The 22,588-nt window shown below is 54.4% G+C and carries 18 protein-coding genes; 2 read left to right on the top strand and 16 right to left on the bottom strand.

Annotation, left to right across the window (positions count from 1 at the left end):
* Positions 1 to 3 precede the first annotated feature (3 nt).
* From K1I37_RS06150 to K1I37_RS06140, 3 genes are all read right to left on the bottom strand, one after another.
* Complete coding sequence (locus K1I37_RS06150) at positions 4 to 789, bottom strand: 2-keto-4-pentenoate hydratase (protein ID WP_021297960.1); 786 nt, start codon at positions 787 to 789, stop codon at positions 4 to 6.
* 13 nt (positions 790 to 802) lie between these two features.
* A complete protein-coding gene (locus K1I37_RS06145; RefSeq protein WP_021297961.1) occupies positions 803 to 2,239 on the bottom strand; it encodes an aldehyde dehydrogenase in 1,437 nt (478 codons plus the stop codon).
* A 77-nt stretch (positions 2,240 to 2,316) separates the two neighbouring features.
* Positions 2,317 to 3,123 (bottom strand): DODA-type extradiol aromatic ring-opening family dioxygenase, encoded by an 807-nt coding sequence (locus tag K1I37_RS06140; RefSeq protein ID WP_021297962.1) that lies wholly within the window; start codon positions 3,121 to 3,123, stop codon positions 2,317 to 2,319.
* Between the two features lie 200 nt (positions 3,124 to 3,323).
* Here K1I37_RS06140 and K1I37_RS06135 point away from each other — a divergent pair, with 200 nt between their 5' ends.
* Complete coding sequence (locus K1I37_RS06135) at positions 3,324 to 4,133, top strand: IclR family transcriptional regulator (protein WP_021297963.1); 810 nt, start codon at positions 3,324 to 3,326, stop codon at positions 4,131 to 4,133.
* Here the strand turns inward: K1I37_RS06135 and pobA are convergent.
* The 6 genes from pobA to K1I37_RS06105 all read right to left on the bottom strand — a co-directional run bounded on the left by pobA (position 4,097) and on the right by K1I37_RS06105 (position 11,959).
* Positions 4,097 to 5,290: a 4-hydroxybenzoate 3-monooxygenase gene (gene pobA, locus K1I37_RS06130; RefSeq protein ID WP_021297964.1), complete on the bottom strand. Its 1,194-nt coding sequence runs from the start codon at positions 5,288 to 5,290 to the stop codon at positions 4,097 to 4,099. The genes K1I37_RS06135 and pobA overlap by 37 nt on opposite strands.
* 176 nt (positions 5,291 to 5,466) lie before the next feature.
* Positions 5,467 to 6,855 (bottom strand): FAD-binding oxidoreductase, encoded by a 1,389-nt coding sequence (locus tag K1I37_RS06125; RefSeq protein ID WP_021297965.1) that lies wholly within the window; start codon positions 6,853 to 6,855, stop codon positions 5,467 to 5,469.
* Positions 6,852 to 7,769, bottom strand: a complete 918-nt coding sequence (locus K1I37_RS06120) for a fumarylacetoacetate hydrolase family protein (protein WP_021297966.1) — start codon at positions 7,767 to 7,769, stop codon at positions 6,852 to 6,854. Before K1I37_RS06120 ends, K1I37_RS06125 begins: the two co-directional genes overlap by 4 nt.
* An 89-nt stretch (positions 7,770 to 7,858) precedes the next feature.
* Entirely contained in the window at positions 7,859 to 9,817 is a 1,959-nt protein-coding gene (locus K1I37_RS06115; protein WP_031219131.1) for a YjhG/YagF family D-xylonate dehydratase, read from the bottom strand.
* Between the two features lie 109 nt (positions 9,818 to 9,926).
* Positions 9,927 to 11,225, bottom strand: a complete 1,299-nt coding sequence (locus tag K1I37_RS06110) for an MFS transporter (protein ID WP_021297968.1) — start codon at positions 11,223 to 11,225, stop codon at positions 9,927 to 9,929.
* A gap of 47 nt (positions 11,226 to 11,272) precedes the next feature.
* The gene (locus tag K1I37_RS06105; RefSeq protein ID WP_021297969.1) at positions 11,273 to 11,959 is read right to left on the bottom strand and encodes a GntR family transcriptional regulator; all 687 of its coding nucleotides are present in this window, start codon (positions 11,957 to 11,959) and stop codon (positions 11,273 to 11,275) included.
* Positions 11,960 to 13,055: 1,096 nt separating this feature from the next.
* Between K1I37_RS06105 and K1I37_RS06100 the strand changes: the two genes are divergently transcribed.
* On the top strand, positions 13,056 to 13,436 hold the full coding sequence (locus K1I37_RS06100) for a hypothetical protein (protein WP_242215990.1): 381 nt from the start codon (positions 13,056 to 13,058) through the stop codon (positions 13,434 to 13,436).
* Positions 13,437 to 13,512: 76 nt separating this feature from the next.
* On the opposite strand, the gene fdhA is transcribed toward K1I37_RS06100, so the two are convergent.
* From fdhA to K1I37_RS06065, 7 genes are all read right to left on the bottom strand, one after another.
* Positions 13,513 to 14,730 (bottom strand): formaldehyde dehydrogenase, glutathione-independent, encoded by a 1,218-nt coding sequence (gene fdhA / locus K1I37_RS06095; protein ID WP_021297970.1) that lies wholly within the window; start codon positions 14,728 to 14,730, stop codon positions 13,513 to 13,515.
* A 17-nt stretch (positions 14,731 to 14,747) separates the two neighbouring features.
* Positions 14,748 to 15,248 (bottom strand): aromatic-ring-hydroxylating dioxygenase subunit beta, encoded by a 501-nt coding sequence (locus K1I37_RS06090; protein ID WP_021297971.1) that lies wholly within the window; start codon positions 15,246 to 15,248, stop codon positions 14,748 to 14,750.
* Positions 15,249 to 15,268: 20 nt separating this feature from the next.
* Positions 15,269 to 16,633: an aromatic ring-hydroxylating oxygenase subunit alpha gene (locus K1I37_RS06085; RefSeq protein WP_407653203.1), complete on the bottom strand. Its 1,365-nt coding sequence runs from the start codon at positions 16,631 to 16,633 to the stop codon at positions 15,269 to 15,271.
* 194 nt (positions 16,634 to 16,827) lie between these two features.
* On the bottom strand, positions 16,828 to 18,090 hold the full coding sequence (locus K1I37_RS06080) for an MFS transporter (protein ID WP_021297973.1): 1,263 nt from the start codon (positions 18,088 to 18,090) through the stop codon (positions 16,828 to 16,830).
* A 61-nt stretch (positions 18,091 to 18,151) separates the two neighbouring features.
* Positions 18,152 to 18,550 carry a RidA family protein gene (locus K1I37_RS06075; protein ID WP_021297974.1) on the bottom strand — a complete coding sequence of 133 codons (399 nt, stop codon included), beginning with the start codon at positions 18,548 to 18,550 and terminating at the stop codon, positions 18,152 to 18,154.
* Positions 18,551 to 18,754: 204 nt separating this feature from the next.
* A complete protein-coding gene (locus tag K1I37_RS06070; protein WP_021297975.1) occupies positions 18,755 to 20,956 on the bottom strand; it encodes an EAL domain-containing protein in 2,202 nt (733 codons plus the stop codon).
* A 287-nt stretch (positions 20,957 to 21,243) separates the two neighbouring features.
* Positions 21,244 to 22,581, bottom strand: coding sequence for an MFS transporter (locus K1I37_RS06065; RefSeq protein ID WP_021297976.1), 1,338 nt, complete (start codon positions 22,579 to 22,581; stop codon positions 21,244 to 21,246).
* Positions 22,582 to 22,588: the final 7 nt, after the last annotated feature.

Raw genomic sequence — 22,588 nt, 5'->3', positions numbered from 1 at the left:
ACACTAGTTGGCCTGCATCGTAAATTCCACGCGTCCCAAGGGTCCAAATGACAACGACACCCTGTCCCCCGCCTGAACGTTCACGGCTCGACTGACTGCGCCAGACAGGATAATGTCGCCCTTCTTCAACGTCGTACCCAAAGACGACAGCTTATTCGCAAGCCAGGCCACAGCCCGAGCCGGATTGCCGATGACCGCTGCACCCGCGCCGGTCTCGACAATTTCGCCGTTCTTCTTCAAAATCGCGCCTGCAGTCGTCAGATTCGCCTGGTCGATCGCGGTAACCGTGTCACTCAGGACAAAACAGCCCGACGACGCGTTGTCGGCAATCGTATCCGCAAGCTTAATTTTCCAATCGGCAATGCGGCTATCGATGATCTCCACGGCTGGAAGCACAAATCGCGTCGCTTGCAACACGTCCTGAACGCCGATCTGCGCTCCATCGAGATCGGCCTGTAACACAAAGGCCAATTCCGGTTCTACACGCGGCTGAATCAGCGGATAGTCGACCACATCTCCCGATTGATAGTGCATAGAGGCAAACAAGTGTCCAAAATCCGGCTCATTGACGCCCAGCATCGTCTGCATCGGCTTGCTCGTCAGACCAATTTTGTGGCCGACGACGCGATCACCTTGCCCTCGCTTTTTTTCTACGTTCAACAATTGAATTTCATACGCCAAATCCATCGCCATATCGGACACTTCGTTGGTGAGTGGCGGAATCACAGTCAAATCTTTTTCGGCCCGGTACAGTCTGTCGGCAAATTCGCGAATCTGGGTGTCGACCATCCATTGTCCTCCTTTACAGTTTGATGCAGACATTTTTCAATTCGGAGAAGAATTCGAAGCTGTGCACACCGCCCTCGCGACCGATGCCACTCTGCTTCATGCCACCAAATGGCGTGCGCAAATCGCGCAAGAACCAGGTGTTCACCCAGATAATTCCCGCCTCAATTTCGCCTGCAACACGATGCGCACGCTTCAAGTTCGACGTCCAAATCGTCGCCCCTAAACCGTAACTCGTATCGTTCGCCGCCTCGATAACCTCTTCTTCGGTGTCAAACGGTTGAATCGTGACCACCGGCCCAAATACTTCTTGCCGCGTAATTTCACAAGACGAGTCGACATCGACGATAATCGTCGGCTCATAGAACGCGCCCTTACTCAGATGTTCCGGCCGTTTGCCACCCGTCAGGACGCGGCCACCTTCTTGAATCGCGCGCTGCACGAACCCCTCGACCCGATTCCTGTGTTCTTCCGCGACCAGCGCGCCGACGTTGGTCTTCGGATCTAGCGGATCGCCGACGACAAGTGCCTTTGTCTTTTCCACCAAGCGTTCGACGAAGGTGTCGTATAGCGGGCGTTCCACGTAAATTCGCGAACCGCACAGGCAAACTTCGCCTTGGTTGACGAAGCTGGAGCGGATAGTGGTCTCCAACGCGTCCTCCAGGTCACAGTCGGCGAAGATAATGTTCGGATTTTTTCCACCGAGTTCCAACGACAGCCCCTTTAACGTAGACGAAGCGGCCTTCATCACCGCTTTTCCCGTGGTGGTCTCCCCTGTCAGTGAAATCAAGTCCACATCCGGGTGCTCCGTCAACGCCGAACCCGCAGCATCCGGCCCAAATCCATGCACAACGTTCAAAACGCCGTCTGGCAATCCAGCCTGTTTACAAATTTCCGCCAATTTCGTGGCCGTCATCGGCGTCAATTCAGCCGGCTTAATGACGCACGTATCGCCTGCCGCAAGACAAGGCGCCACCTTCCAAGTCAGCAAAAACAAAGGTAGATTCCACGGCGAGATGAGCCCCGCAACGCCAACCGGTCTGCGCAGCGCGTAGTTCAATGCGACGCCTTCCATCTCAAACGCCTCCGTGCTCATCCCCTTTACGAAGTCGGCAAAGAACCGAAAATTATAGGCAGAGCGCGGAATATCGAGGCTCTTGGACAACGACAAGGGCTTGCCTGTATCCGTCGTCTCCAACAGGGCCAGTTCGTCGAGGTTCTGCTCGATGAGATCAGCGATTCTGTGAAGAATCACCGACCGCTCCGCCGCCGAGGTCTTCCCCCACGTTTTAAAAGCGCGGCGCGCGGCGGCGACGGCTCTGTCGATTTCTACTTTTGTCCCCTCCGCGACGACGCCAATCTTCTCGCCAGTTGCGGGATTGATATTGTCAAATGTGCGATAATCAGCCGATTCACAAAATTCTCCGTCGATAAAGTGCAGGACTCTCTCCATATTGTTTCCCTCGCAATCCGAGTTCGTCATCAATCAAACACTTCGTGTAAGGAAGCGCAATTCATACTGCAAATCCATTAACCCGCGTACCGAATCGTCAGCACCGGATTACCCGATCCCGATGAAGGACCATACCCATGCAATTCCCCTTTAAACTTGTTCTGCAAGACACCAAGCAGAACAGCGACGTGGCGTCCTCCGGACTCAACGCCCGCCGCACGGACGTAGGAGGGCAGCATCGACACAGCGGAATCCCGGTCTCCGTTCACGAGGTAATTGCAAAATTCCCGGTCGAGTGCCTGTTCCGTGATATTCGGCCACAACTCCGGCGTGCGTCCAAGGTTATGCGCCAACGCGCCACTCGCCAAAAACACGACGCGCAGCGGCGATTCTTCAAAGACTTGCCCGATGATGCGTCCCCACTCGATAGACTCTTCAATCGAGGCAGCCCAGCAAACGGATAAGTCGACAACCGGCGTCTCCTTGCGTTTCAACAGATAGCGCAGCGGAACCACTGTCCCGTAGTCCCAGATATACGTGGGATCATCAATTCCTACGACAGACATGCCCGCCGCCTTTCCAGCTTGAACCAACTGACGTCCGAGCTCCGGATGGCCGACATAGTCGTACGGGACGTCCGTAATTAAATCGGGACACTCAACGGCGGTCAAAATTCCTTGATGTCTCGGGGTAATGTCGACATAATGGAAGAAGCTAGACATCCAATGGCAAGAAATCAAAACAACGACGTCGGGGTTGGCCTGATCAATCATGTCCGCACATTTGACCATCGCTTCGACCATCGGTTTTTGAAACTCGGGAATTCTATCGCGATGGCAAATTCTTGGCGTGTGCGGCGTGATCATGGCAAGTTCAAGGCTCATGGGGCTTCCTCCCTTCAATCTCGTTCAAAATGCACGTTTATACCCTATCGAAAGCGTTACACGATGATGGGTTGAACAACTTGACTGCATCGTTTGACTGCATCGTAACACGAGCGCAAGCGGTTTCACTATGTCAGCGTTTCTCTATGCGGAACACAGCCGCATACATCCAAACTTTTCTTCGGAATGGAGGAAACACAATGATGGAAGAGCAGCAGGCGAACGACTACCGCACCCTATCCTCCCTGAAAAACGCCTTATTAGCGCTCAAATGTTTTACCACTGATGAACCGGAACTGGGAATCACCCAAATCGCTCAGGCCCTCGGGCTATCGAAAAGTACGGTTCACCGCATCATGACCACCCTTGCCGAAGAGGGATTCGTGCGACGCGACGAACAAACCCATCGTTACCGCCTTGGATTGTCTGTGTTGAGCCTGAGTGGCATCATCATGTCCAACTTGGAAATTTACCGCGAGGGCCAACACCTGCTCGAGGACTTCGTCAGCCGCTTTGATGAAACGGTTCACTTAGCCGTCCTCGAAGACTATTCAACGGTCTACGTGAGCAAACTCGAATGCAAACATCCTGTGAAGATTCTCACGCACCTCGGAAAAAAGAATCCCCTGCACTGCACCAGTTCCGGCAAGACGATTTTGGCATTCCAAAGCGACGAAATGATTGAAGAAGTGATTCGCCGCGGACTCCCACAGATGACGCCAAACACCATCACCCATGCGGACGAACTCAAAGCGGCACTGGAAAACATTCGGGCAACCGGTTATGCCATCAGCCGCAGCGAACTTCGCGAAGGCGTCCACTCTGTCGCGGTACCCGTGCGCGATTACACCCGGCAAGTCATCGGCGCCGTCACGGTCGTCGGGCCAGCCAGCCGACTTACGGACGAGAAGATGAAAGCGATTGCGAGAACCTTACAATCGATTGGCAAGGAGATATCCAATCGTCTCGGCTATTACGAACGGCGCCAGTCGATAGGCAGCCCTACGTAATTTTCTGCGATACTCGCGAGCCCGACGGGAGACGATGTCACATAATCGAGTTCAGCCAGTTGAATCCGTCGCTGAAACGGCGAGTGGTTGGCGTGACGGTGCAGCAGTGACGTCATATAGTTCGAAAATCGTTCGGCCTTCCAGACTCGCCGCAGGCAAATCTCCGAATACGCCTGCAACCACTCTGCATTCCCCTGCTTGTAATACGTTTCAATCCCCTTTGCCAACACCACCACGTCAGACACGGCGAGGTTTAGGCCCTTGGCACCCGTGGGCGGTACAATATGCGCGGCGTCACCGGCGAGAAACAGCCGTCCGTACTGCATCGGGTCACAGACGAAACTGCGCATCCCGACGATGCTCTTCTGAATAATTGGCCCCTCAATCAGCGTCCAACCGTCGTCGGTCTCCAGCCGACGGTGCAATTCAGACCATATCCGGTCGTCCGACCAATTGGCTAGGTCGTCATGCGCATCCACCTGCAAATAAATCCGCTGGATTTCCGGTGAACGCGTGCTGACCAAGGCAAATCCCCGGTCGTGATGCGCATAAATCAACTCAGGGGAAGACGGCGGCGCCTCCGCCAGAATGCCGAGCCAACTCATCGGAAACACTTCGCTGTACTCCGTGCGAACACGCTGCGGAATGTGTTGTCTACTCGGCCCATGGAAGCCATCACAGCCAGCGATAAAATCACAAACCAGCTCTTCCAGTTCCCCGTCCTTGTGCCGTCGAAACTGAACGCGCGGCAATTCCGTATCCACGTCCAACAGACGGACATCGCCCACGTCAAACAAGATTTCACCACCGGTTGCAATGCGGGCCGAGATCAAATCCTTCAACACTTCATGCTGTGCGTAAATGGTCACCCGCTTGCCGCCAGTAAGTTCTTTCAGGTTGATGCGGTGTCCCTTGCGATGAAACCGAAACTCAATGCCGTCGTGTACCTGACCAAGGCGGTTCATCCTGTCCGCCACGCCAAGTTCACGCATCAAATCTGCCGTCCCCTGCTCCAGAACGCCCGCCCGGATAGTCTCTTCAATCTCGGCGCGCGTGCGCGACTCGAGAATCACCGACTCAATCCCCTTGCTGTGCAGTAACTGTGCCAACATCAGCCCAGCGGGTCCGGCTCCAATAATTGCGACTTGTGTGCGCATCTTCAACGACCTCCCGCGAATGCCTGCCTCGATAAGCAGATGAGTATCAGAAAGCGCTATCAAATTCATCATGGGGGAACCTGCCGGGAGAAAGAAGTGAACTGTTTCAGCATCCGGAACACCCGTGTGAAACCATTCAATCCAATCTCCCAAAACAGTAGATTCGTCAGGGCAGATTACGTGTGTGTGGTGGTCGTGGCGGGATCGACCAGTTTGCCGGGGTTCATCAGGTGCTGCGGATCGACCGCCGCACGAATCGCCTGCATGACCGCCAAAGCGTCCCCATGCTCCTTCTGTTGATACTTGCGTTTGCCAAGTCCGACGCCGTGCTCGCCGGTACAGGTGCCGCCAAGTGACAGCGCGGTATACACGAGTTGCTCGTTGAACGCGTCTGCGCGCGCCATATCGTCTGGATTCCCCCTATCCACGGCCATCGACACGTGGAAGTTGCCATCGCCGACGTGTCCCACTATCGCACCGCGCACCCCAGTTTGGGACAAGAGCTCCTTCGCACGCAGTACGGCCTCCGGCAATTTCGAGACCGGTACACAGACGTCTGTCGACATGTGGCCGAAACCGGGATACTGGTGCATAAACGCGTAGAGTGCGTGATGGCGGGCGGCCCACATGTCCTGACGGGCTTTTTCATCCGTCACAAAATCAAAAGACGTGCAACCCTCGTCCTCAATGACTTCCTTCGCCACTTCGACGTCCGCCTCCACGTGGCGTCGATTGCCGTGGAACTCGAGAAACAGCGTCGGTAGCGTCGGAAAGTCGGATCCGCTGTATTGGTTCACCGCGGCAATGTACGGCCCGTCGACCAACTCCATCCGCACCACAGGAATACCTGCGCCAACGATAGCCGTGGCCGCGCGGACACAATGTTCCACATCGGAAAAGACGGCGCGCGCCGCGACCGTTTGTTCGGGAATGCCCCACACCCGCAGCCACAACTCAGTGATGACGCCAAGCGTACCCTCAGAGCCGACGAACAGACTCGTGATGTTGTAACCAGACGAGGACTTAGGCGCCAAAGAACTCGTCTGAATCACCTTGCCGTTTGGCAAGACCACCTCCAACGCGCGCACGTTGTCGCGCATCGCGCCATAGCGTACGGTCGTCGTGCCACTTGCGTTGGTCGCAGCCATGCCGCCCAGTGAGGCGTTGGAGCCGGGATCGACTGGGAAGAACAGGCCGTACCGCCCTAACCGCTCGTTGAGTTCATCTTTTAACACGCCCGGCTGCACGCGAACGAGAAAGTCGTCCGGGCGCACCTCGAGTACCTGGTTCATGCGCATCATGTCCAGGGAAATACCACCAGACACAGGGATGACATGCCCTTCTAAGCTCGATCCGGCTCCGAACGGAACCACCGCAACCCCCTGCTTTGCCGCATAGGAGATAACGGCGACGACATCCTCAGTCGACTCTGGAAAGACGACCACGTCTGGCAAAACCGGCGTGTGGTACGATTCGTCGTGACTGTGCTGTTCGAGAATACTTTCACTATCCGATACTTGGTCTGAACGCAGGATGGCCCGCAGGTCCTCTTTTAACCGATTCACACGCCAACACCTCTCTTCGAAGCGACAACGGCCAAATCTTCCACAGGGTTACGCAATACGCCAATTCCGTCGATAGAGATTTCGATTAAATCGCCGTGCGCCAACGTGAATTCGTCCGGCGGTACAATGCCCGTGCCCGTCATGAGGACAGTACCGTCGGGAATTGGATTGTCGCGGCACAGATAGTCGACCAACTCGTCAATGCTGCGCCGGAACTGCGAGAACGAGACCGCCCCCTGAAACGCCGTGCCCGCCCCACGCGAAATTTCCAGCTCTATCTGCCAATCCTGCGGCCGCTGTGAGCCATTGTTCCAGAGCAAAAGTGGCCCAAATGAGCAACTCTTCGCAAACACCTTCGCCTGTGGCAAATACAGTGGATTTTCACCTTCGATGTCCCGCGAACTCATATCGTTTCCCACGGTCCAGCCCACGACGTCGCCAGCGGCCGACAATACCACGCACAGTTCTGGCTCAGGTACCATCCACTTCGAATCCGATCTCAACGCAACCGCATGACCGGGTGCGACAACGCGCTCACCTGTCGCCTTGAAAAACAGTTCCGGTCGACTCGCTGTATAAACGCGATCGTACACGCTGTCTTTGAACTGCGTCTCCGCGTTGCGCGCCTGACGGCTGCGTTCGTACGTGACGCCGGAAGCCCAGACTTCAGGCGCAGCGACAGGCGGCAAGAGGTATCCCTCGCGCTCCAGTGCCGCAAAATCGAGCGGCGTGCCGACCGCCAACCGTTGCTCGGCCTCCTGTACGGTGACGCCCAAGGCTCGAAGGGCGCGCCACATCGGCATGGGATCCGTCCACGCCGGCACCTGCTCCGTGATACTGTACGCGTAATTGCCATCGAGCAGGCCGAGATGGACGCGCTGATGTTCCGGATGTTGAAAGCGAATGGTCCTCACATGAATTCCTCCCTACAATGTCCAATTTGATAATACGTGCCAAGTTGGCGATTCAGTCGTGAATCCTATCTGCGCACGACACCCAAAGCTCATAAGCCAAGCGCCTTTTTGCCTGCCGCCAACACTTCCAGAATTCGGTCGACATCGTAAATGGCACCTTTCCAAGCCCCGCCGCTCACATCCTGCAGCGCAGCCCACAGCCTTGTGTCGTCTGGCAGATCTTCGTCTCGCATGAGACCTGGGTGCGGCAGGCGCTCTGCTAGGATCTTCGCACCCTCCGCCTCAGAAAAGCGCCGGTCTCCCTGACCGACAAAATTCACGCTGCCGATCAACTGATTGCGGTCAATCACAATCTCCACCAGGTCGCCGTCACGCAACTTGCCAATCGGTCCTCCGGCCAATGCCTCTGGCCCAACATGGCCAATGCACGCCCCTGTCGACACACCGGAGAAGCGCGCATCCGTGACGAGCGCCACTTGTTTGCCAAACGGCAGATGTTTGAGCGCCGAAGTGAGCTGGTACGTCTCCTCCATTCCCGTTCCCGAAGGTCCTCGCCCAATCAAGACGAGAACGTCGCCAGCCACAATGTCCCCGCGCTTAATCGCCGCAATCGCCTGTCGCTCGGATGTAAACACCCGTGCGGGACCCGTATGCCGATAGACGCCGTCGGCGTCGACAACAGAAATGTCAATCGCAGTCGATTTAATGACGGCGCCTTCTGGTGCCAAATTGCCGGACGGAAAGGTCACCGTCGACGTCAAGTTGCGTTGGCGCGCCACATCCGGATGCAAAATTACATCGTCTGGTTCAATCCCGTGCGCCGCCAATTGCTGGCGCACGCGCTGACGGCGCTCAGAATCGGCCCACCAGTCGAGTACGTCGTCGAGGGTCGTGCCCGCGACCGTTTTCACGCGCATATCCAACAACCCCCGCTTGCGCAAATGCAACATCACTTCCGGCACGCCACCTGCCAAAAAGACGTAAACAGTCGGATAGTCGACAGGCCCATTGGGCAAGACGCTCACCAGCCTCGGCACATCGCGATTGACCTGCCGCCAATCTTCGACCGTCGGTAAGCGCACCCCAGCCGCATGGGCGATAGCAGGAATATGTAACAGCAAGTTGGTCGATCCGCCAAACGCCGCATGCACAACCATCGCATTTCGCACAGCCTCGTCGGTCAAAATCTCCTGCATCCCCCAGCCGATTTGTTGCAGATTCAATAGCGCACGCGCGGACTGACGCGCCATCTCTGTCCAAATCGGTTGACCAGACGGGGCGAGCGCAGAATGGACAAGCGCCATCCCCAATCCCTCTGCGACGACCTGCGACGTGGCCGCCGTCCCAAGAAACTGACACCCTCCCCCGGGACTGGCGCACGCCTTGCACCCCATCTCGGCGGCGTACTCGAGGCTGATTTCCCCATGCGCATAGCGGGCGCCTATCGTCTGCACCTTCCCGGCGTCCTCCCCCGTTTCCGGCGCGAGTGTCACCCCGCCAGGCACAAGGATGCCTGGGAGTTTCCCGAGACTGGCCAGCGCCATCATCGTCGCCGGCAGCCCCTTGTCACACGTTGCGACGCCCATCACGGCCTTCCGGGTCGGCAATGAGCGAATGAGTCTTCGCATCACCAGCGCTGCGTCGTTTCGATAGGGCAACGAGTCAAACATGCCAGCCGTGCCTTGGGAGCGCCCATCACAGGGGTCACTCACGTAAGCGGCATATGGGACGGCACCGAGTTTGCGAAACTCGCGGGCAGCCGCCTCCAGTAACAAACCAATTTCCCAATGCCCGGTGTGGTAGCCAAGCGCTTCCGGCGTGCCATCCGGATTGCGGATACCTCCTTGCGTACTAATCATCAAAACATGCTTGCCGAGAACGCGCTTTGGCTCCCACCCCATCCCCACGCTCTGCGTCAAACCGAACAAGTCACCACTCGGCCAACTGCGCAGCATTTCCGAATTCAGTGGCAACGACCCTTGTGGCCCTGGCGCATGGGTTGGGATATCGTACAAGCTTGCATCGTCCTTATCCGCCTGAAACAGCATCTTCCAATTCCATCTCTCAGCCATGACAACGCACTTCCTTTTTTAGGACTTGTCACGCGAAAACGCCCTCGTCGGCATACGCGCTGTCGACATACGTGCTCTGATTTCTTCAGCGCTGCACATGTGGCAGGGCGACATCCTCCGAACCACTGCCATTCCGACGCCTCCCTTTCCGAACGAAGAGCATCAGCCCGCCAGAGAGCAACATCGCGATGGACATCAGCAAGAACGACGCCTGCGGCGATCCGGTACTGCCGTTGAGCAAGCCAACGACATATGTGCCAATAAATGATCCCAATGCCCCCATGCTATTGACGAGCGCCATCGCACCACCCGCGACATTTCGCGGCAGGATTTCGGTAATGACAGCAAAAAACGGACCATATGGCGCGTATAGTGCCGCTCCCGCGATGACGAGCAAGATATAGGAAACGAGAAAATGCTGTGTGCCAATCTGATAGGATACGTAGAGCAACACGCCGCCAAGCATCAAGCAGGGCCAAACGGCTGCTTTCCGGCGCAGCGTTTTATCGGAGACGTAGGATATCCCGATCATCGCAAAAATCGCCAACAAATAGGGCAGCGCAGATAGCCAGCCCGTCGCCGCAATTCCCTCGTGCGACATCTGTTTCAAAATCGATGGCAGCCACATAATGAAGCCATAAATGCCGACGCTCCAGAAAAAATACACCCCCATTAGCGACAGCACGTTGCCGGACTTCGCCGCCGTCCACAAATTCGGAACGGGCTGCAACTCCGTCTGCTCCGACTGCAACACGTGCGCAATATCCCGCTTCTCCTGCTCCGTCAACCAGCTTGCGTGCTGTGGACTGTCCTTCACGGTCAGCCACCAGACACCGCCCCAAACAATCGCCACAAGCCCTTCAATGATGAACATCCATTGCCAACCAAAAAACTGCACAAGATAGCCTGACGCAATCGACATCCACAGCACCGTAGCGGGATTCCCCAAGATCAGTATGGTGTTCGCACGCGACCGCTCCCGCTTGCCAAACCAGTTGCTAATCAGTATCAACATCGCCGGAAAGACAGCGCTTTCAACGATTCCAAGCAAGAACCTGTCGACCAACAACAACGGGACACTCGTCACGACGCCAGTTGCCGCCGCAAGAATTCCCCACAATACCATCGACCAGAACAAGAGTTTCTTGGCGCTTTTCTTCTCCGCATAATTTGCGCCTGGAATTTGAAAGAAAAAGTACCCCAAAAAGAACAGTGCGCCGATTAACGACGTGATGCCCGATGTGATATGGAGACTTTCGGTCATTCCCCCCGCTGCGCCAAATCCAAAATTTGACCTATCCACATAAGCAAAACTATACGTGATAAAGATAATGGGCATCAGGCGCCACCAACGCGAAGATGCCAGCTTTGTGACTTGCGCCATTGCGAGGTCCCTCCTGTATCGTCGCCTATCCGGGTAACCCTTGGTTCCTATTCAGTCGCGTTCTCCTGCAACCATGCCTCACCATGCTCATACCACAAAAACATCACATGGTCCGTAAACGTTTTTTGAATCTCATCAAGATTCCGAGTTCGCAACACCTGAATGAGTTCTTCATGCTGCTCCACAGCCGTTTTGTGCTGCTCCGTAAAATACGTTGGATGCATCAAGGAGATAAATCGGCGCACATGACCACTGAGCATCCGCCAGATTCGACGGTACGTCTCCACGTTGCTCCACTCGATAATCCGCCCGTGAAACCGCACGTCCAACCCAGACTGCACGCGATAATCCGCATCCCCATCAACCTCTGCCATCTCGTCGACTATCGCCTGCAACTCCGCAATATGCCGGTCAGTCAACGTTGGAACGACCAATCCCAGCACCGTCATTTCAATCTGCGTCCGCAGCAGGAAGACATGGTAGATCTCACGGAGCACAAACTCCGATACATACGTTCCTTTGTACAACACAGAACGAACGAGTCCCTCTTCTTCCAGACCCCTCAGCGCCTCCCGCACAGGTACCTGACTGATGCCAAACAGCCGTGCCAACTTGGTCTCCACGATCCGCTCACCTGGCTGTAACTCCCCCGTGATTATCGCCTCTCGGATTCGCTCCTTGACTTCACCCTTGAACGAACTTACGGTAAGCGTTTTCAAAGTCCCGTCCGACATTTCACGCTCCCCCCTTACACAGCGATATTTCAAACTATGAGCCCACGAACCGATATATGATTCATTATATATAATATATTCTGTGTTTACAGTACCTTTTGGGCGGTGGGAGCGGCTGCGGGGCGGTGGGTGTCGGGTGGACGCCGCAGGGCCGCCGGGATCGACTGCGGAGCGGTGGGTGTCGGGTCAATAAGGCACGTTATCTGCTATATTTTCAAATATTCGATGGATTCCGCCGATTTAAGGTACGAAAAATACCCTATTTACTCAAAGGCCGCCGGTTAAAGGCCAAAGACCTGCGATTAGTGCACTTTTCGTGCCTTATCGCCGCCAAAAACCGCGCGGGTGTCTTAATAAGACACCCGTGGCCCCTTCGGCCCCTCGGGGCAGGTTGGGCGCGGGTCGGATGGACGCTGCAGGTCCGCCGGGATCGACTGCCGCCGGTGGCGCCGGCTGAATAAGGCACGTTATCTGCCTTATTTTCAAACATTCGATGGATTCCGCCGATTTAAGGTACGAAAAATACCCTATTTACTCAAAGGCCGCCGGATAACGGCCAAAGACCGGCGATTAGTGCACTTTTTGTGCCTTATCACCGCCAAAAACCGCGCGGGTGTCTTATTAAGACACCACGCCCGCTCGGCCCCCTTCGGCCCCTCGGCGCAGGTTGGGCGCGGGCCGGATGGACGCCGCAGGTCCGCCGGGATCGACCTCGGCCGGTGGCGCCGGCTGAATAAGGCACGTTATCTGCTATATTTTCAAATATTCGATGGATTCCGCCGATTTAAGGTACGAAAAATGCCCTATTTACTCAAAAGCCGCCGGATAAAGGCCAAAGACCGGCGATTAGTGCACTTTTTGTGCCTTATCACCGCCAAAAACCGCGCGGGTGTCTTATTAAGACACCCGTGGCCCCCGAGGCCCCTCGGCGCAGGTTAGGCGCGGGCCGGAATATTCCCGGAGGTTGGTTGTCAACGCAAAGAAACTTCAGTGCCTTCGCGCACCCCCCTGTACTGCCGCCACTTAACACAATAGGCACCTCCCATCGTGGTCGGTTGGTGCTTCACGCGCCACAGTCATTCACCACGTATCGGAGGTGCCCAACGCTTGTGCCAGATGCGACTGCCTCGACTGCCTCGACTGCCTCGACTGCCTCGACTGCCTCGCCTACCTCGCCTACCTCGCCTACCTCGCCTACCTCGCCTACCTCGCCTACCTCGCCTACCTCGCCTACCTCGCCTACCTCGCCTACCTCGCCTACCTCGCCTACCTCGCCTACCTCGCCTACCTCGCCTACCTCGCCTACCTCGCCTACCTCGCCTACCTCGCCTACCTCGCCTACCTCGCCTACCTCGCCTACCTCGCCTACCTCGCCTACCTCGCCTACCTCGCCTACCTCGCCTACCTCGCCTACCTCGCCTACCTCGCCTACCTCGCCTACCTCGCCTACCTCGACTGCCTACGCCCCCGCACCTAGCCTGTGCCCAACGCGCCGCCGGAGGTTCACAGACCACGGCGCGCGAAATCATGTTACGACACGCGTGCCCGTGCCGTCAGTGGGAAATTAAGCCGTGTGGATCTAACACAAACTTGCGCGCGACACCGTCGTTGAATTCTTGGTAACCGCTGGGGGCCTGATCGAGTGAGATAACGGTTGCGTTAACCGCCTTCGCAATGGACGCCCGCCCGCTCAGAATGGCGTTCATCAGTTGGCGGTGATAGCGCATCACAGGCGTCTGACCTGTGGTGAAGGAATGCGCCTTAGCCCATCCCAGCCCAATTCGGATTTTTAGCGACCCTACTTTGGCGTCCTCATCTTTTGCTCCGGGATCTCCCGTAACATACAATCCTGGTATCCCCAACCGGCCGCCGGCCCTCGTCACTTGCATCATCGTGTTGAGCACCGTCGCGGGCGCCTCTTCGTGTTGGTGACCATGACCGTGTGCTTCGAACCCGACGCAGTCAATCGCGCAGTCCACCTCTGGTACGCCGAGAATCTGTTCGATTTGCTCGCCCAAATCGTCGTGCTCGCTTAAGTTTACCGTTTCGCAGCCGAAGCTTCGCGCCTGCGCCAGGCGCTGCTCATTCAAATCCCCCACAATCACCACCGACGCGCCCAAAAGTTGCGCGGAATGCGCCGCAGCCAATCCAACCGGCCCAGCACCAGCGACGTAGACAGTAGACCCAATCGTTACGCCCGCCGTCACTGCACCGTGAAAGCCCGTCGGGAAGATGTCCGATAGCATCGTTAAGTCGAGGATTTTCTCCATCGCCTGATCTTTGTCGGGGAACTTCAGCAGTTGGAAATCAGCGTAAGGCACCATCACGTACTCCGCTTGGCCGCCAACCCAGCCGCCCATGTCGACATAGCCATAGGCGGATCCCGGTCTGTCAGGGTTCACATGGAGGCAAATGTGGGTATCGCCGCGCTTGCAATTGTCGCAGCGCCCACAGGCGATATTAAACGGAACCGACACCAAGTCACCCTTGTGAATGAATTCGACATCGCGTCCGACTTCGATGACCTCGCCCGTGATCTCATGTCCGAGCACCAAGCCCTCGGGGGCCGTGGTTCTGCCGCGAACCATATGTTGATCACTACCGCAGATGTTCGTCGACACAACCTTCAGAATCACGCCGTGCTCACATTTGCGCCCCACATTCAGCGGATTCACACCTGGGCCATCTTTCAGTACCAATTCAGGATAATCGATGGTTTCAACGGCAACACGCGATGGTCCCTTGTATACAACTGCTCGATTTCCTCCCATGGTTACACCCCTTCAGATCAGATGAAAATGCTCAAGTTTAGCATGGAGAGAACAGTTTGATCCGGATAGATGGTTCGTTCGACAAGCTGCAGGCGATTGTCCACACGCCGAATGATGTCTATCCGCTCGCCAAACATCTGCTCGACGTCTGCCCTGTCTCGAATACTCCTCATAATCAGAAAATAACTATGAACCTTTGCCTCATCTTCGGAAGTCCCCGGTTCCACAACGATGTTGGAGACAAAATGGCGCGTGCGCGAATGCGGATTTTCAGACCACGCCGACGTCGTCCGAAAACGTTGTACGCGGGTCGTGAGGCTGCGTTTCGTCTCATCGAAGAACGTCATGTCGTTGACAATGTCGTCTGGTTCGTCAAAATCCCTGGTCACGCGCACGGGCATTCGATAGGATAGACTATCGTCCAACAGTTCCAGCCATTCTTCATACCGACGTGTGTCGAGCAGCGAGGCTTCCGTATAAAGAAATTGGCAAATATCGTCGTACGTCATCAACTTCATCTCCCTTCTCCAGAAATCGCTTACAGCACATTCGCGGGGATATCTGTTGTTGCAAGCAGTTGATCGACCCAGTGTTCATAGAACGCGCGCGATATCGCGTCCAGATAACAAGTCGGATAAGCCACACCTGGCCCTGGCCAAGATTCATCCGGTTCGACTCGGTCGAGCCCCATGAGGTAGTTCAGGACGTTGTTGTAGTGAATATCTTTATCCTGCGCCATCTCCCCTTGGCTTGCCTCCGCTACCCTCGTCCAAATTTCCGCATCATCCTGCTCCAGGGTTCCTGATGGGCCAAAAGATCCGATATAACTTAAGTACGACGCTTCCTTAAAGGCCTCCGGCGCTTCTTTATCGACCATAAACCAGGAGGTAACTTCAATTTTCGTCGGGCTTACGGGGCGCCATACGCGGAAATTCACAAATGATGTCAGCGGTTCATCCGGCCCGCCCGTACCGTGCATCGGACTGACAAAGGACAAATTTGGGAAGCAGTTTCCGACGATGATCATCGTATTTTCGAACACTTTCAATTGCTCAGCGCTCAGATTTCGCGCAAACATGGGCCACATGTCCTCGGGCAAGCCTTGGTAGGGAGGAACTTTCGCGCCACCCAGCGCCGTCACCATATTAATTCCATGCCCGTTGTCGAGGACAATTTGATGTCCGTAACTCGCATACATCGGATCCTTCGGGCTAATTCCCAACTCCACGGTCGAGCGATGCGACATCGCGGTATGATAGGGATCCCCACCGAAATTATCCGCGCTAATTTTCCAATTGGTATTGATAATCCACTTTTGTGGTACGCCGCGTACTTCCATCCCGGCGTCGCTTCGGCCGAGCATGATGTCAAAATACCACTTCATGTCTCCCAAAAACGTTTCAAGGGGTTCCGCATGCTCATCCAAAGAACCGAAAATCATGCCCTGATAGCTTTCTACCTTGGGAATCTTGCGAAGCGACCACTGACTTCTGTCCATTTCCTCCCCGTACACTTTGTTGCCAGCGATAATCCCAATCAAATCGCCGCTTAAATTGAACGTCCAGCCGTGATACGGACAAGTAAACGTTTTCTTGTTGCCGAAATCAGCAGTGCATAGTTTCGTGCCGCGATGCGCGCACGAATTTAAATACGCTTGAATCTGACCATTTTGATCTCGCAGCAGTAAAACGGGGTCATGCACTATCCAACGCGTGACATAGTCGCCAGGGTTCTCAATCTCGGACTCGTGTCCAAGAAAATTCCACGTCTTTGCAAAGATATTTTTGACTTCGGCCTTAAAGATTTCCGAATCTGTAAAAGCCCACTGCGGTAGCAAGCCGCGCCGAATTTTGTCCTTCACGCCTTCCAGCATACTGGTATCCAATCCCGCTTGATTCGCCAACTTCATCCGCCTCCATGTTGACGTATTTGATTCACGATTCCCCGATACTCGCGCACAAGGCAATGTAACCGCTATCACAAGATTACCGTAACATCGCTTGTGACTTTGCGATACGTGTCGGTTCCTCTATGCGGAACGGTCTGTTGTTTTTTCCTCCTCTACATGCTAGGCAATTGCGCCAAACGTCAAAAATCTCATGATTTCACCTCTACAGGTACCCCTGCCTCTGGGTTCAATTTGTTCCCTACCCGTCTTGGCGCAGTCTCTCGAATGCCGAACCCGACGAGGAAGACAAGAAATGACCCTGCCGCAGAGATCCACATCGGTGCAATCAATCCATAGTGATCGGCCGCAATTCCAGCAATCGTCGGCACCGTAGTGCCTCCGAAAATCTCACCAATCATCATCATCAACCCGATGGTAGAAGCTGCGAACACCGCTGGAACCGACTCGCTCGGAATGATGGACATAGCCACAGGCGAATACCCTTGGCCAATCGCCAAGACGAACAACAAAATCATAATCGGCACAACACCGACGTGAACTTCAGCGAGAACCAACGGTGCGAGCGTGGCGAGTAGGCCCGCGATAATGAGGGACGGTTTGCGTCCAATGCGATCCGAAATGAGTGGAACGATGAACCCCCAAATCCAAGACCCAAACCCGAACGCACTCATGGCCCAACTCATTTGCGTCGGACTGATTTTATCGACTTCCGTCATCAGAATCGGCGCGAACGTGGTAAACGTAATGAGCCAAGTAATAAAACCGATAGAGCAAATCAGACACAGCCACGTATTTCGGTTCTGAAAGATAATCTTATATTCAGCCCAGGTGAGTCTTTTGTGGGATAATTCCGTATCTTCTTTCGAAATTTTTGGCTCTCGCATGTACTTTGCGACAATCGCGGCCAGAATCAGCGCCGGAATGGCCAATAGATAAAACGCAGCCCGCCAGTTAAACGCCGTCGCAAGAGACACGACGATGAGCGGCGCAATGGCGCTTCCCAACAGACCACTCGCGCTTTGCACAAAGCCAATGTTAAATCCCTGTCGACTAGCAGTAGACGAAGCCTTTACCGCGCTAGCCCCAATCGGAAAGACCGGCCCTTCCGATAACCCCATCAAACCGCGCGCCAAAATCATACCAAGAAACGATCCGACGACGCCGGACAAAATCGACGCCAACCCAAAGACAATGATGAAAATGACTAGAACTCGTTTGCGGCTCCCAATGATGTCGGAAAAGCTGGAAAAGAGCCAGGCAGACACGCCCCAGCACACCGACAAGGCAGATGCGAACATGCCCACCTGTGCGTTGTTTAAATGCAGCGCCGGGATGATGAACGGCGATAGAAATGTGATACTTTGCCTATCCATAAAGACGAGGCCAAATGCAAAAAACATCATTAGGATGATGTCATTTTGATAAGACCAAAACTGCGACTTTTTCTCCATATTTCACCCTCCCACCATCTCTTAAGAAAGCGTTTTCAAGAAAGCGACATTGCAGAGTAACTCATTCGCGAGTTGAATCAATCACAGCCGTAATCTCTACCTGCACCAACGCCCCGTTACGCAACTGGCTCACCGTTGAATGCCGTGCGGGTCGGCTCGCCGGATCAGGGAACATCTTTACCCACTCTTCGTTCACCAAGTCGCGGTATTGCTCGTCTGCGAGATACACGGTCATCTTGCCAATGTCATCAGGACTTCCGCCAGCGTTCTTCATAAAACTACGCACGTGCTGAAAGACCAACTGCACTTGGCGCTTTGGGTCAGACGGAATGGAGCCCGTGGACGGATCAATCCCTGCAATCGCTGAAGAGAACACAAATGGTCCAATCTTTGCGCCCTGTGGTATCGGTGTCTTTCCATGTGTAACGCCGTCAATTTCAAGACTCCTGCGATTACTCATCCATATGCACCTCAGTTTCTTCGAATAAAATCAATAGATGGAGAACAATGACTCCCATTTATCTCGTTGAGAGTTGATCCAATTATATTGAACGGCCAACTTTCGGTCAACATAATTGTTAACAATGAGATGGACGAAATCGTTGGTGATACATCCACAGATGCAGTGCGTAAACTTGGCTAAGCCTCAGACACCACTTCGAGATTACTTCTGCGATGCCACCAACTGCTGCCCGGGGTGACTCCAGTAATACCCTTGATGCAACGATATGCCTAAATCCATATACATATCCGCCTGCGATCTCGTCTCAAGCCCCTCACCAATCACTCGAATACCTTGCGCACGCGCCCAGCGCGTCATCGCGTACAACAGATCTCGACTTTCTGGATGCGTTTCGGCAATGCTGACCCACGCTCTGTCCAGCTTCACCCAGTTGGGCATTACGTTCACCAGCCTGATGACATCTTGTTCACCCGCACCAAAGTCATCCTGCGCCAATTCAATCAACGGAAATTCCAATTGAAGTTCATACCAATGGTTCAAGTCAATCTCCTGTTGTCCATGATGGTGCTCCAGGATTTCAAAGACACAAATGACATCAGGGTGCTGTTGGTAAAATTTCGACAGCCAGTCACGCATTCTACCCGTGTCGCTCAAGCTGGCCACGTATACGTTGAGAAACAATCTGACGCCTTTGGGCCAGGATACTTCCTCCAACCGCTCCAACAAACTGTCGAGACAATCCCAGTCGGCCTGTGAATAGAATCGCAACTTTTCCGCAATCCGAAAAAATGTTTCTGGAGAAACATCCTGTTCGCCCCATTTGGGTCTCGCCAACGCCTCATAACCGACGACCTCTTCTGTAGCCGCATCAAATATCGGTTGAAACACCCAATCGATATCACCATGCCAACGGATATATTCCCGACTCACGACTTCGGGGAACTGGGCATGATGCAAGTCTTGAACCAAGCCCCAGTACCCGACAATTTGCCCAGAGAGCGTCACCGGGAACAACTCAGCAACTTCCCACCACTCACCACCATCTTTGCGCCGATTCAACAAACAACCGCTCCATGGTCGGCCATGCGACAGATTGTTCCACATACTTTCATAGACTCTTCGTGGCGTCTTTCCTGAGCGGCTGATGCTCGGTTTATTTCCTTGTAGTTCCTCCCGGTTGCGGCCAACCAAATTCGCATATGCCTGGTTGGCGACAATAATCTGGCCGTGCGCATCTGTCAGCACAAACGGATAATATGCGTCAGCCCACAGCGACTGCGCAATATTGGTGAGCCAATACAAATTGGCATCCACGTTCTCCGCGACCGACAAACACGGTTCTGTCGCGTCGCTATAGCCACTCGCTTTGAGTACGCAGTTCTTGCCAGATCTCTTTGCACTCAACAGTGCCTTGTCTGCCTCATTCGCAGTTGCTTCGTTAAACTCCCCTTGCGTCCATCCCATTGAAACACCGATGTCGAGCGTTACGCCTCCTTGCAAAACGGCATAGCTGCCAGAGGTTGCCGCTTGATGTAGCCGCTGGACGACCTCGTCCCCCAAAGTCCCCGGTTCCATCGGCAGTAAAATTTCGAATTCATCCCCACCGAATCGTGCAATCGCGTCCTCCGCGCGCAACTTGGCGCGTATCCGACTCACAAACTCCCGCAACACGCAATCGCCAACTTCGTGTCCCCAGGTATCGTTGATCCACTTGAAGTTGTCGAGATCGCAAAAAATCACAATTCCATACGTGACCCCATGGCGGCGCAAATCGTTTATCCAAGTGGTCAAACCGCGGCGAGTGAGCGCGCCAGTCAACACGTCGTGCTGTACGGCGTGATGCGTTTCCCGGACGAACTGATCATGTCGGCTGCGAAAATTCACGTACATCCCCGACATGATACCTGTCAGTAAAGCCACAACAGTGGAACCAACCCCACGATGGAAAATCAACCAAAACAGGCCGTCGGCCAAGACGCACAGCGAGGTCGCGTACAACATCCCCACCATCGAAGTCCAGCGTGTCAAGATTGGTGAGATGAGCGCAATGAGCAGACACAACAGGCCCACGCTCACCCACACTTGCGGCCGGGTCCCGTAGCGCCAAAGCTCTTCCACCAAAAACGAAGCGACCGTCGTGACGACGAACGCGGACAACTTCCAAGTTCTCGCGTGTAAGACATAAACCGTTGCATATAAAATACCGAAGATACCGGCGGATACATCCACGTGAAACAATCCACCATCCAACGTGAATCCCAGTGGAAGCAAGATGAAAATAAACCATGGCTCTGCCGCAGGATAAACGCGATACACTGCCAATTGCGCAAATTCACGTGTCGAAAACACCTGTGCGGACAACAGCCACGTTTGTAAAATCCATCCCACAAATGCGCTCCCCATGCCCATCCCCCTTGTCCACTGCAACATGCCGTGCGTCGGCATATGCCGACGCAAAGCGCTCTACGAATTGAGATTAGCAACCCGCGAACAAAGTGTAATGATTCGTTTGGACTATTTATCTCTACCAATGTATGTAGTCCGTTTGTGCCGGACTCAACGATGGGAGGCAGCGCATGGGGAAAGGAAGATTCTAACTTCCGAATTTTACAAAAAAGAATCACAGCCCTCTTGCTAGGACTGTGATGGCATAGCGTAAATCATTATGAAACTATGTGAGATCTCACGCGTCACGTAATAATATCTTCGAGTTCCATACCTGGTTTGATCTTGCGTGTACCGAACCCACACGCACAAGCGATCCAGCTTGCAATACCTAACCAAATAAAGGTCGCGTATTCGACGCCAATGGTGTGAACCATCCACTGTGACGTGAGGCCCGCCAACAGAAGGGCTGCCCAGTTCGCAAACGACATGAGCGATGCGCCTGTTCCTCTCGCACGCGTCGGGAAGTTCTCCAGCATATATGGGATATAGACGCCCATGTGCCCAACCGTAAAAAAGTAATATGCCGCCCACCAAAAGGCCATTTGTCCGGGTGAATGGGTGCCGAATGCAAAGAACACACCTGCGATCCCGCCTAGAAATAGCCAAATTAATGCAATACTGCGACGCCCAAATCGATTTCCGAGGTATGCCGCAGCCAGGTACCCAAAGGCCCCGACACCCGTTCCCCAAGCGTTGATCGTCCATGTGTTGGATAACGTAAAGCCGTGTGCCGCAGAGATAGTAGGAAGGAAGTAAGCAACAGCATACAGGCCGTAATTGTAAACGAATTGCCAAACCCATAACAGGATGGTCGTCTTGCGCAGGTCTGAGTTAAATAGCTGACGATACGTAAACTGAACTGCCTCCTGTTGATTCACCTCGTATTGAGCGCTTACATTTTCCTCATCAAGGCTGCCGGTCTTCTTAACTTTCGCCCGCAGTCGTTTCAGGTCATTAAACCGGTCGCTCTCCTTGACAAAAATGCGGGTTAGCAAAATCAGAAACACAGGAATAAGTCCTGCCCAGAATACGCCTCTCCAACCCCAGGCTGGCGCAAGACGAGCCACAACAACCGAAGTCAGGAACCATCCGACAGGCCATCCTACCTGCGCGACACCAGTCCACCAACCACGTGAGCGGCTGGGCGTCCCTTCGGTCACCATCACCTGCCCAATCATCCACTCCGAGGCGTTGCCGGCCATAGTGAAGCAACGAGCGATAAGCAGGGAGATAAAACCACCGGACAAAGCACTCAACGCACTGCCCAGTGCGGTAAACACAATCGTCCACTGAAAAATGACCTTTCTCCCAAGATAATCAGATAAAGGACCGGCAATCAACGTGGCGATACACCCGGCAATCGCCATCGATGCGGTGATAGCGCCAATCGTCCAGGCAGCTAAATGCAAACTCTTTTGAATCAGCGGATAGACATTACTGAAGAATGACCCATCCATATTCACCATCGTCCAACCTAAAAACGACGTCAATGTGACTAAGAAAGCGTTTTTATCAAGGCCAAACAACGTCGGCCGACTGGTTATCTCGGGAAACTCCTTCTGCGTCCGTACACTCCCCAAAACACTC

It is taken from the genome of Alicyclobacillus acidoterrestris (genome assembly GCF_022674245.1).
Lineage (GTDB): Bacteria > Bacillota > Bacilli > Alicyclobacillales > Alicyclobacillaceae > Alicyclobacillus > Alicyclobacillus acidoterrestris.
The sequence above is the reverse complement of the archived record's forward strand: the minus strand, read 5'-3'. Positions and strand labels throughout refer to the sequence as shown.

What these genes read in the sequence shown, in the direction of transcription:
- K1I37_RS06140 (WP_021297962.1), bottom strand. Translation starts at nt 3,123, where the DNA reads ATGAGCCTTGAACTTGCCATGATCACGCCGCACACGCCAAGAATTTGC.
- K1I37_RS06150 (WP_021297960.1), bottom strand. Translation starts at nt 789, where the DNA reads ATGGTCGACACCCAGATTCGCGAATTTGCCGACAGACTGTACCGGGCC.
- K1I37_RS06110 (WP_021297968.1), bottom strand. Translation starts at nt 11,225, where the DNA reads ATGGCGCAAGTCACAAAGCTGGCATCTTCGCGTTGGTGGCGCCTGATG.
- K1I37_RS06145 (WP_021297961.1), bottom strand. Translation starts at nt 2,239, where the DNA reads ATGGAGAGAGTCCTGCACTTTATCGACGGAGAATTTTGTGAATCGGCT.
- K1I37_RS06135 (WP_021297963.1), top strand. Translation starts at nt 3,324, where the DNA reads ATGATGGAAGAGCAGCAGGCGAACGACTACCGCACCCTATCCTCCCTG.
- K1I37_RS06105 (WP_021297969.1), bottom strand. Translation starts at nt 11,959, where the DNA reads ATGTCGGACGGGACTTTGAAAACGCTTACCGTAAGTTCGTTCAAGGGT.
- K1I37_RS06115 (WP_031219131.1), bottom strand. Translation starts at nt 9,817, where the DNA reads ATGCTGTTTCAGGCGGATAAGGACGATGCAAGCTTGTACGATATCCCA.
- K1I37_RS06075 (WP_021297974.1), bottom strand. Translation starts at nt 18,550, where the DNA reads ATGAGTAATCGCAGGAGTCTTGAAATTGACGGCGTTACACATGGAAAG.
- K1I37_RS06070 (WP_021297975.1), bottom strand. Translation starts at nt 20,956, where the DNA reads ATGGGGAGCGCATTTGTGGGATGGATTTTACAAACGTGGCTGTTGTCC.
- K1I37_RS06080 (WP_021297973.1), bottom strand. Translation starts at nt 18,090, where the DNA reads ATGGAGAAAAAGTCGCAGTTTTGGTCTTATCAAAATGACATCATCCTA.
- K1I37_RS06090 (WP_021297971.1), bottom strand. Translation starts at nt 15,248, where the DNA reads ATGAAGTTGATGACGTACGACGATATTTGCCAATTTCTTTATACGGAA.
- fdhA (WP_021297970.1), bottom strand. Translation starts at nt 14,730, where the DNA reads ATGGGAGGAAATCGAGCAGTTGTATACAAGGGACCATCGCGTGTTGCC.
- pobA (WP_021297964.1), bottom strand. Translation starts at nt 5,290, where the DNA reads ATGCGCACACAAGTCGCAATTATTGGAGCCGGACCCGCTGGGCTGATG.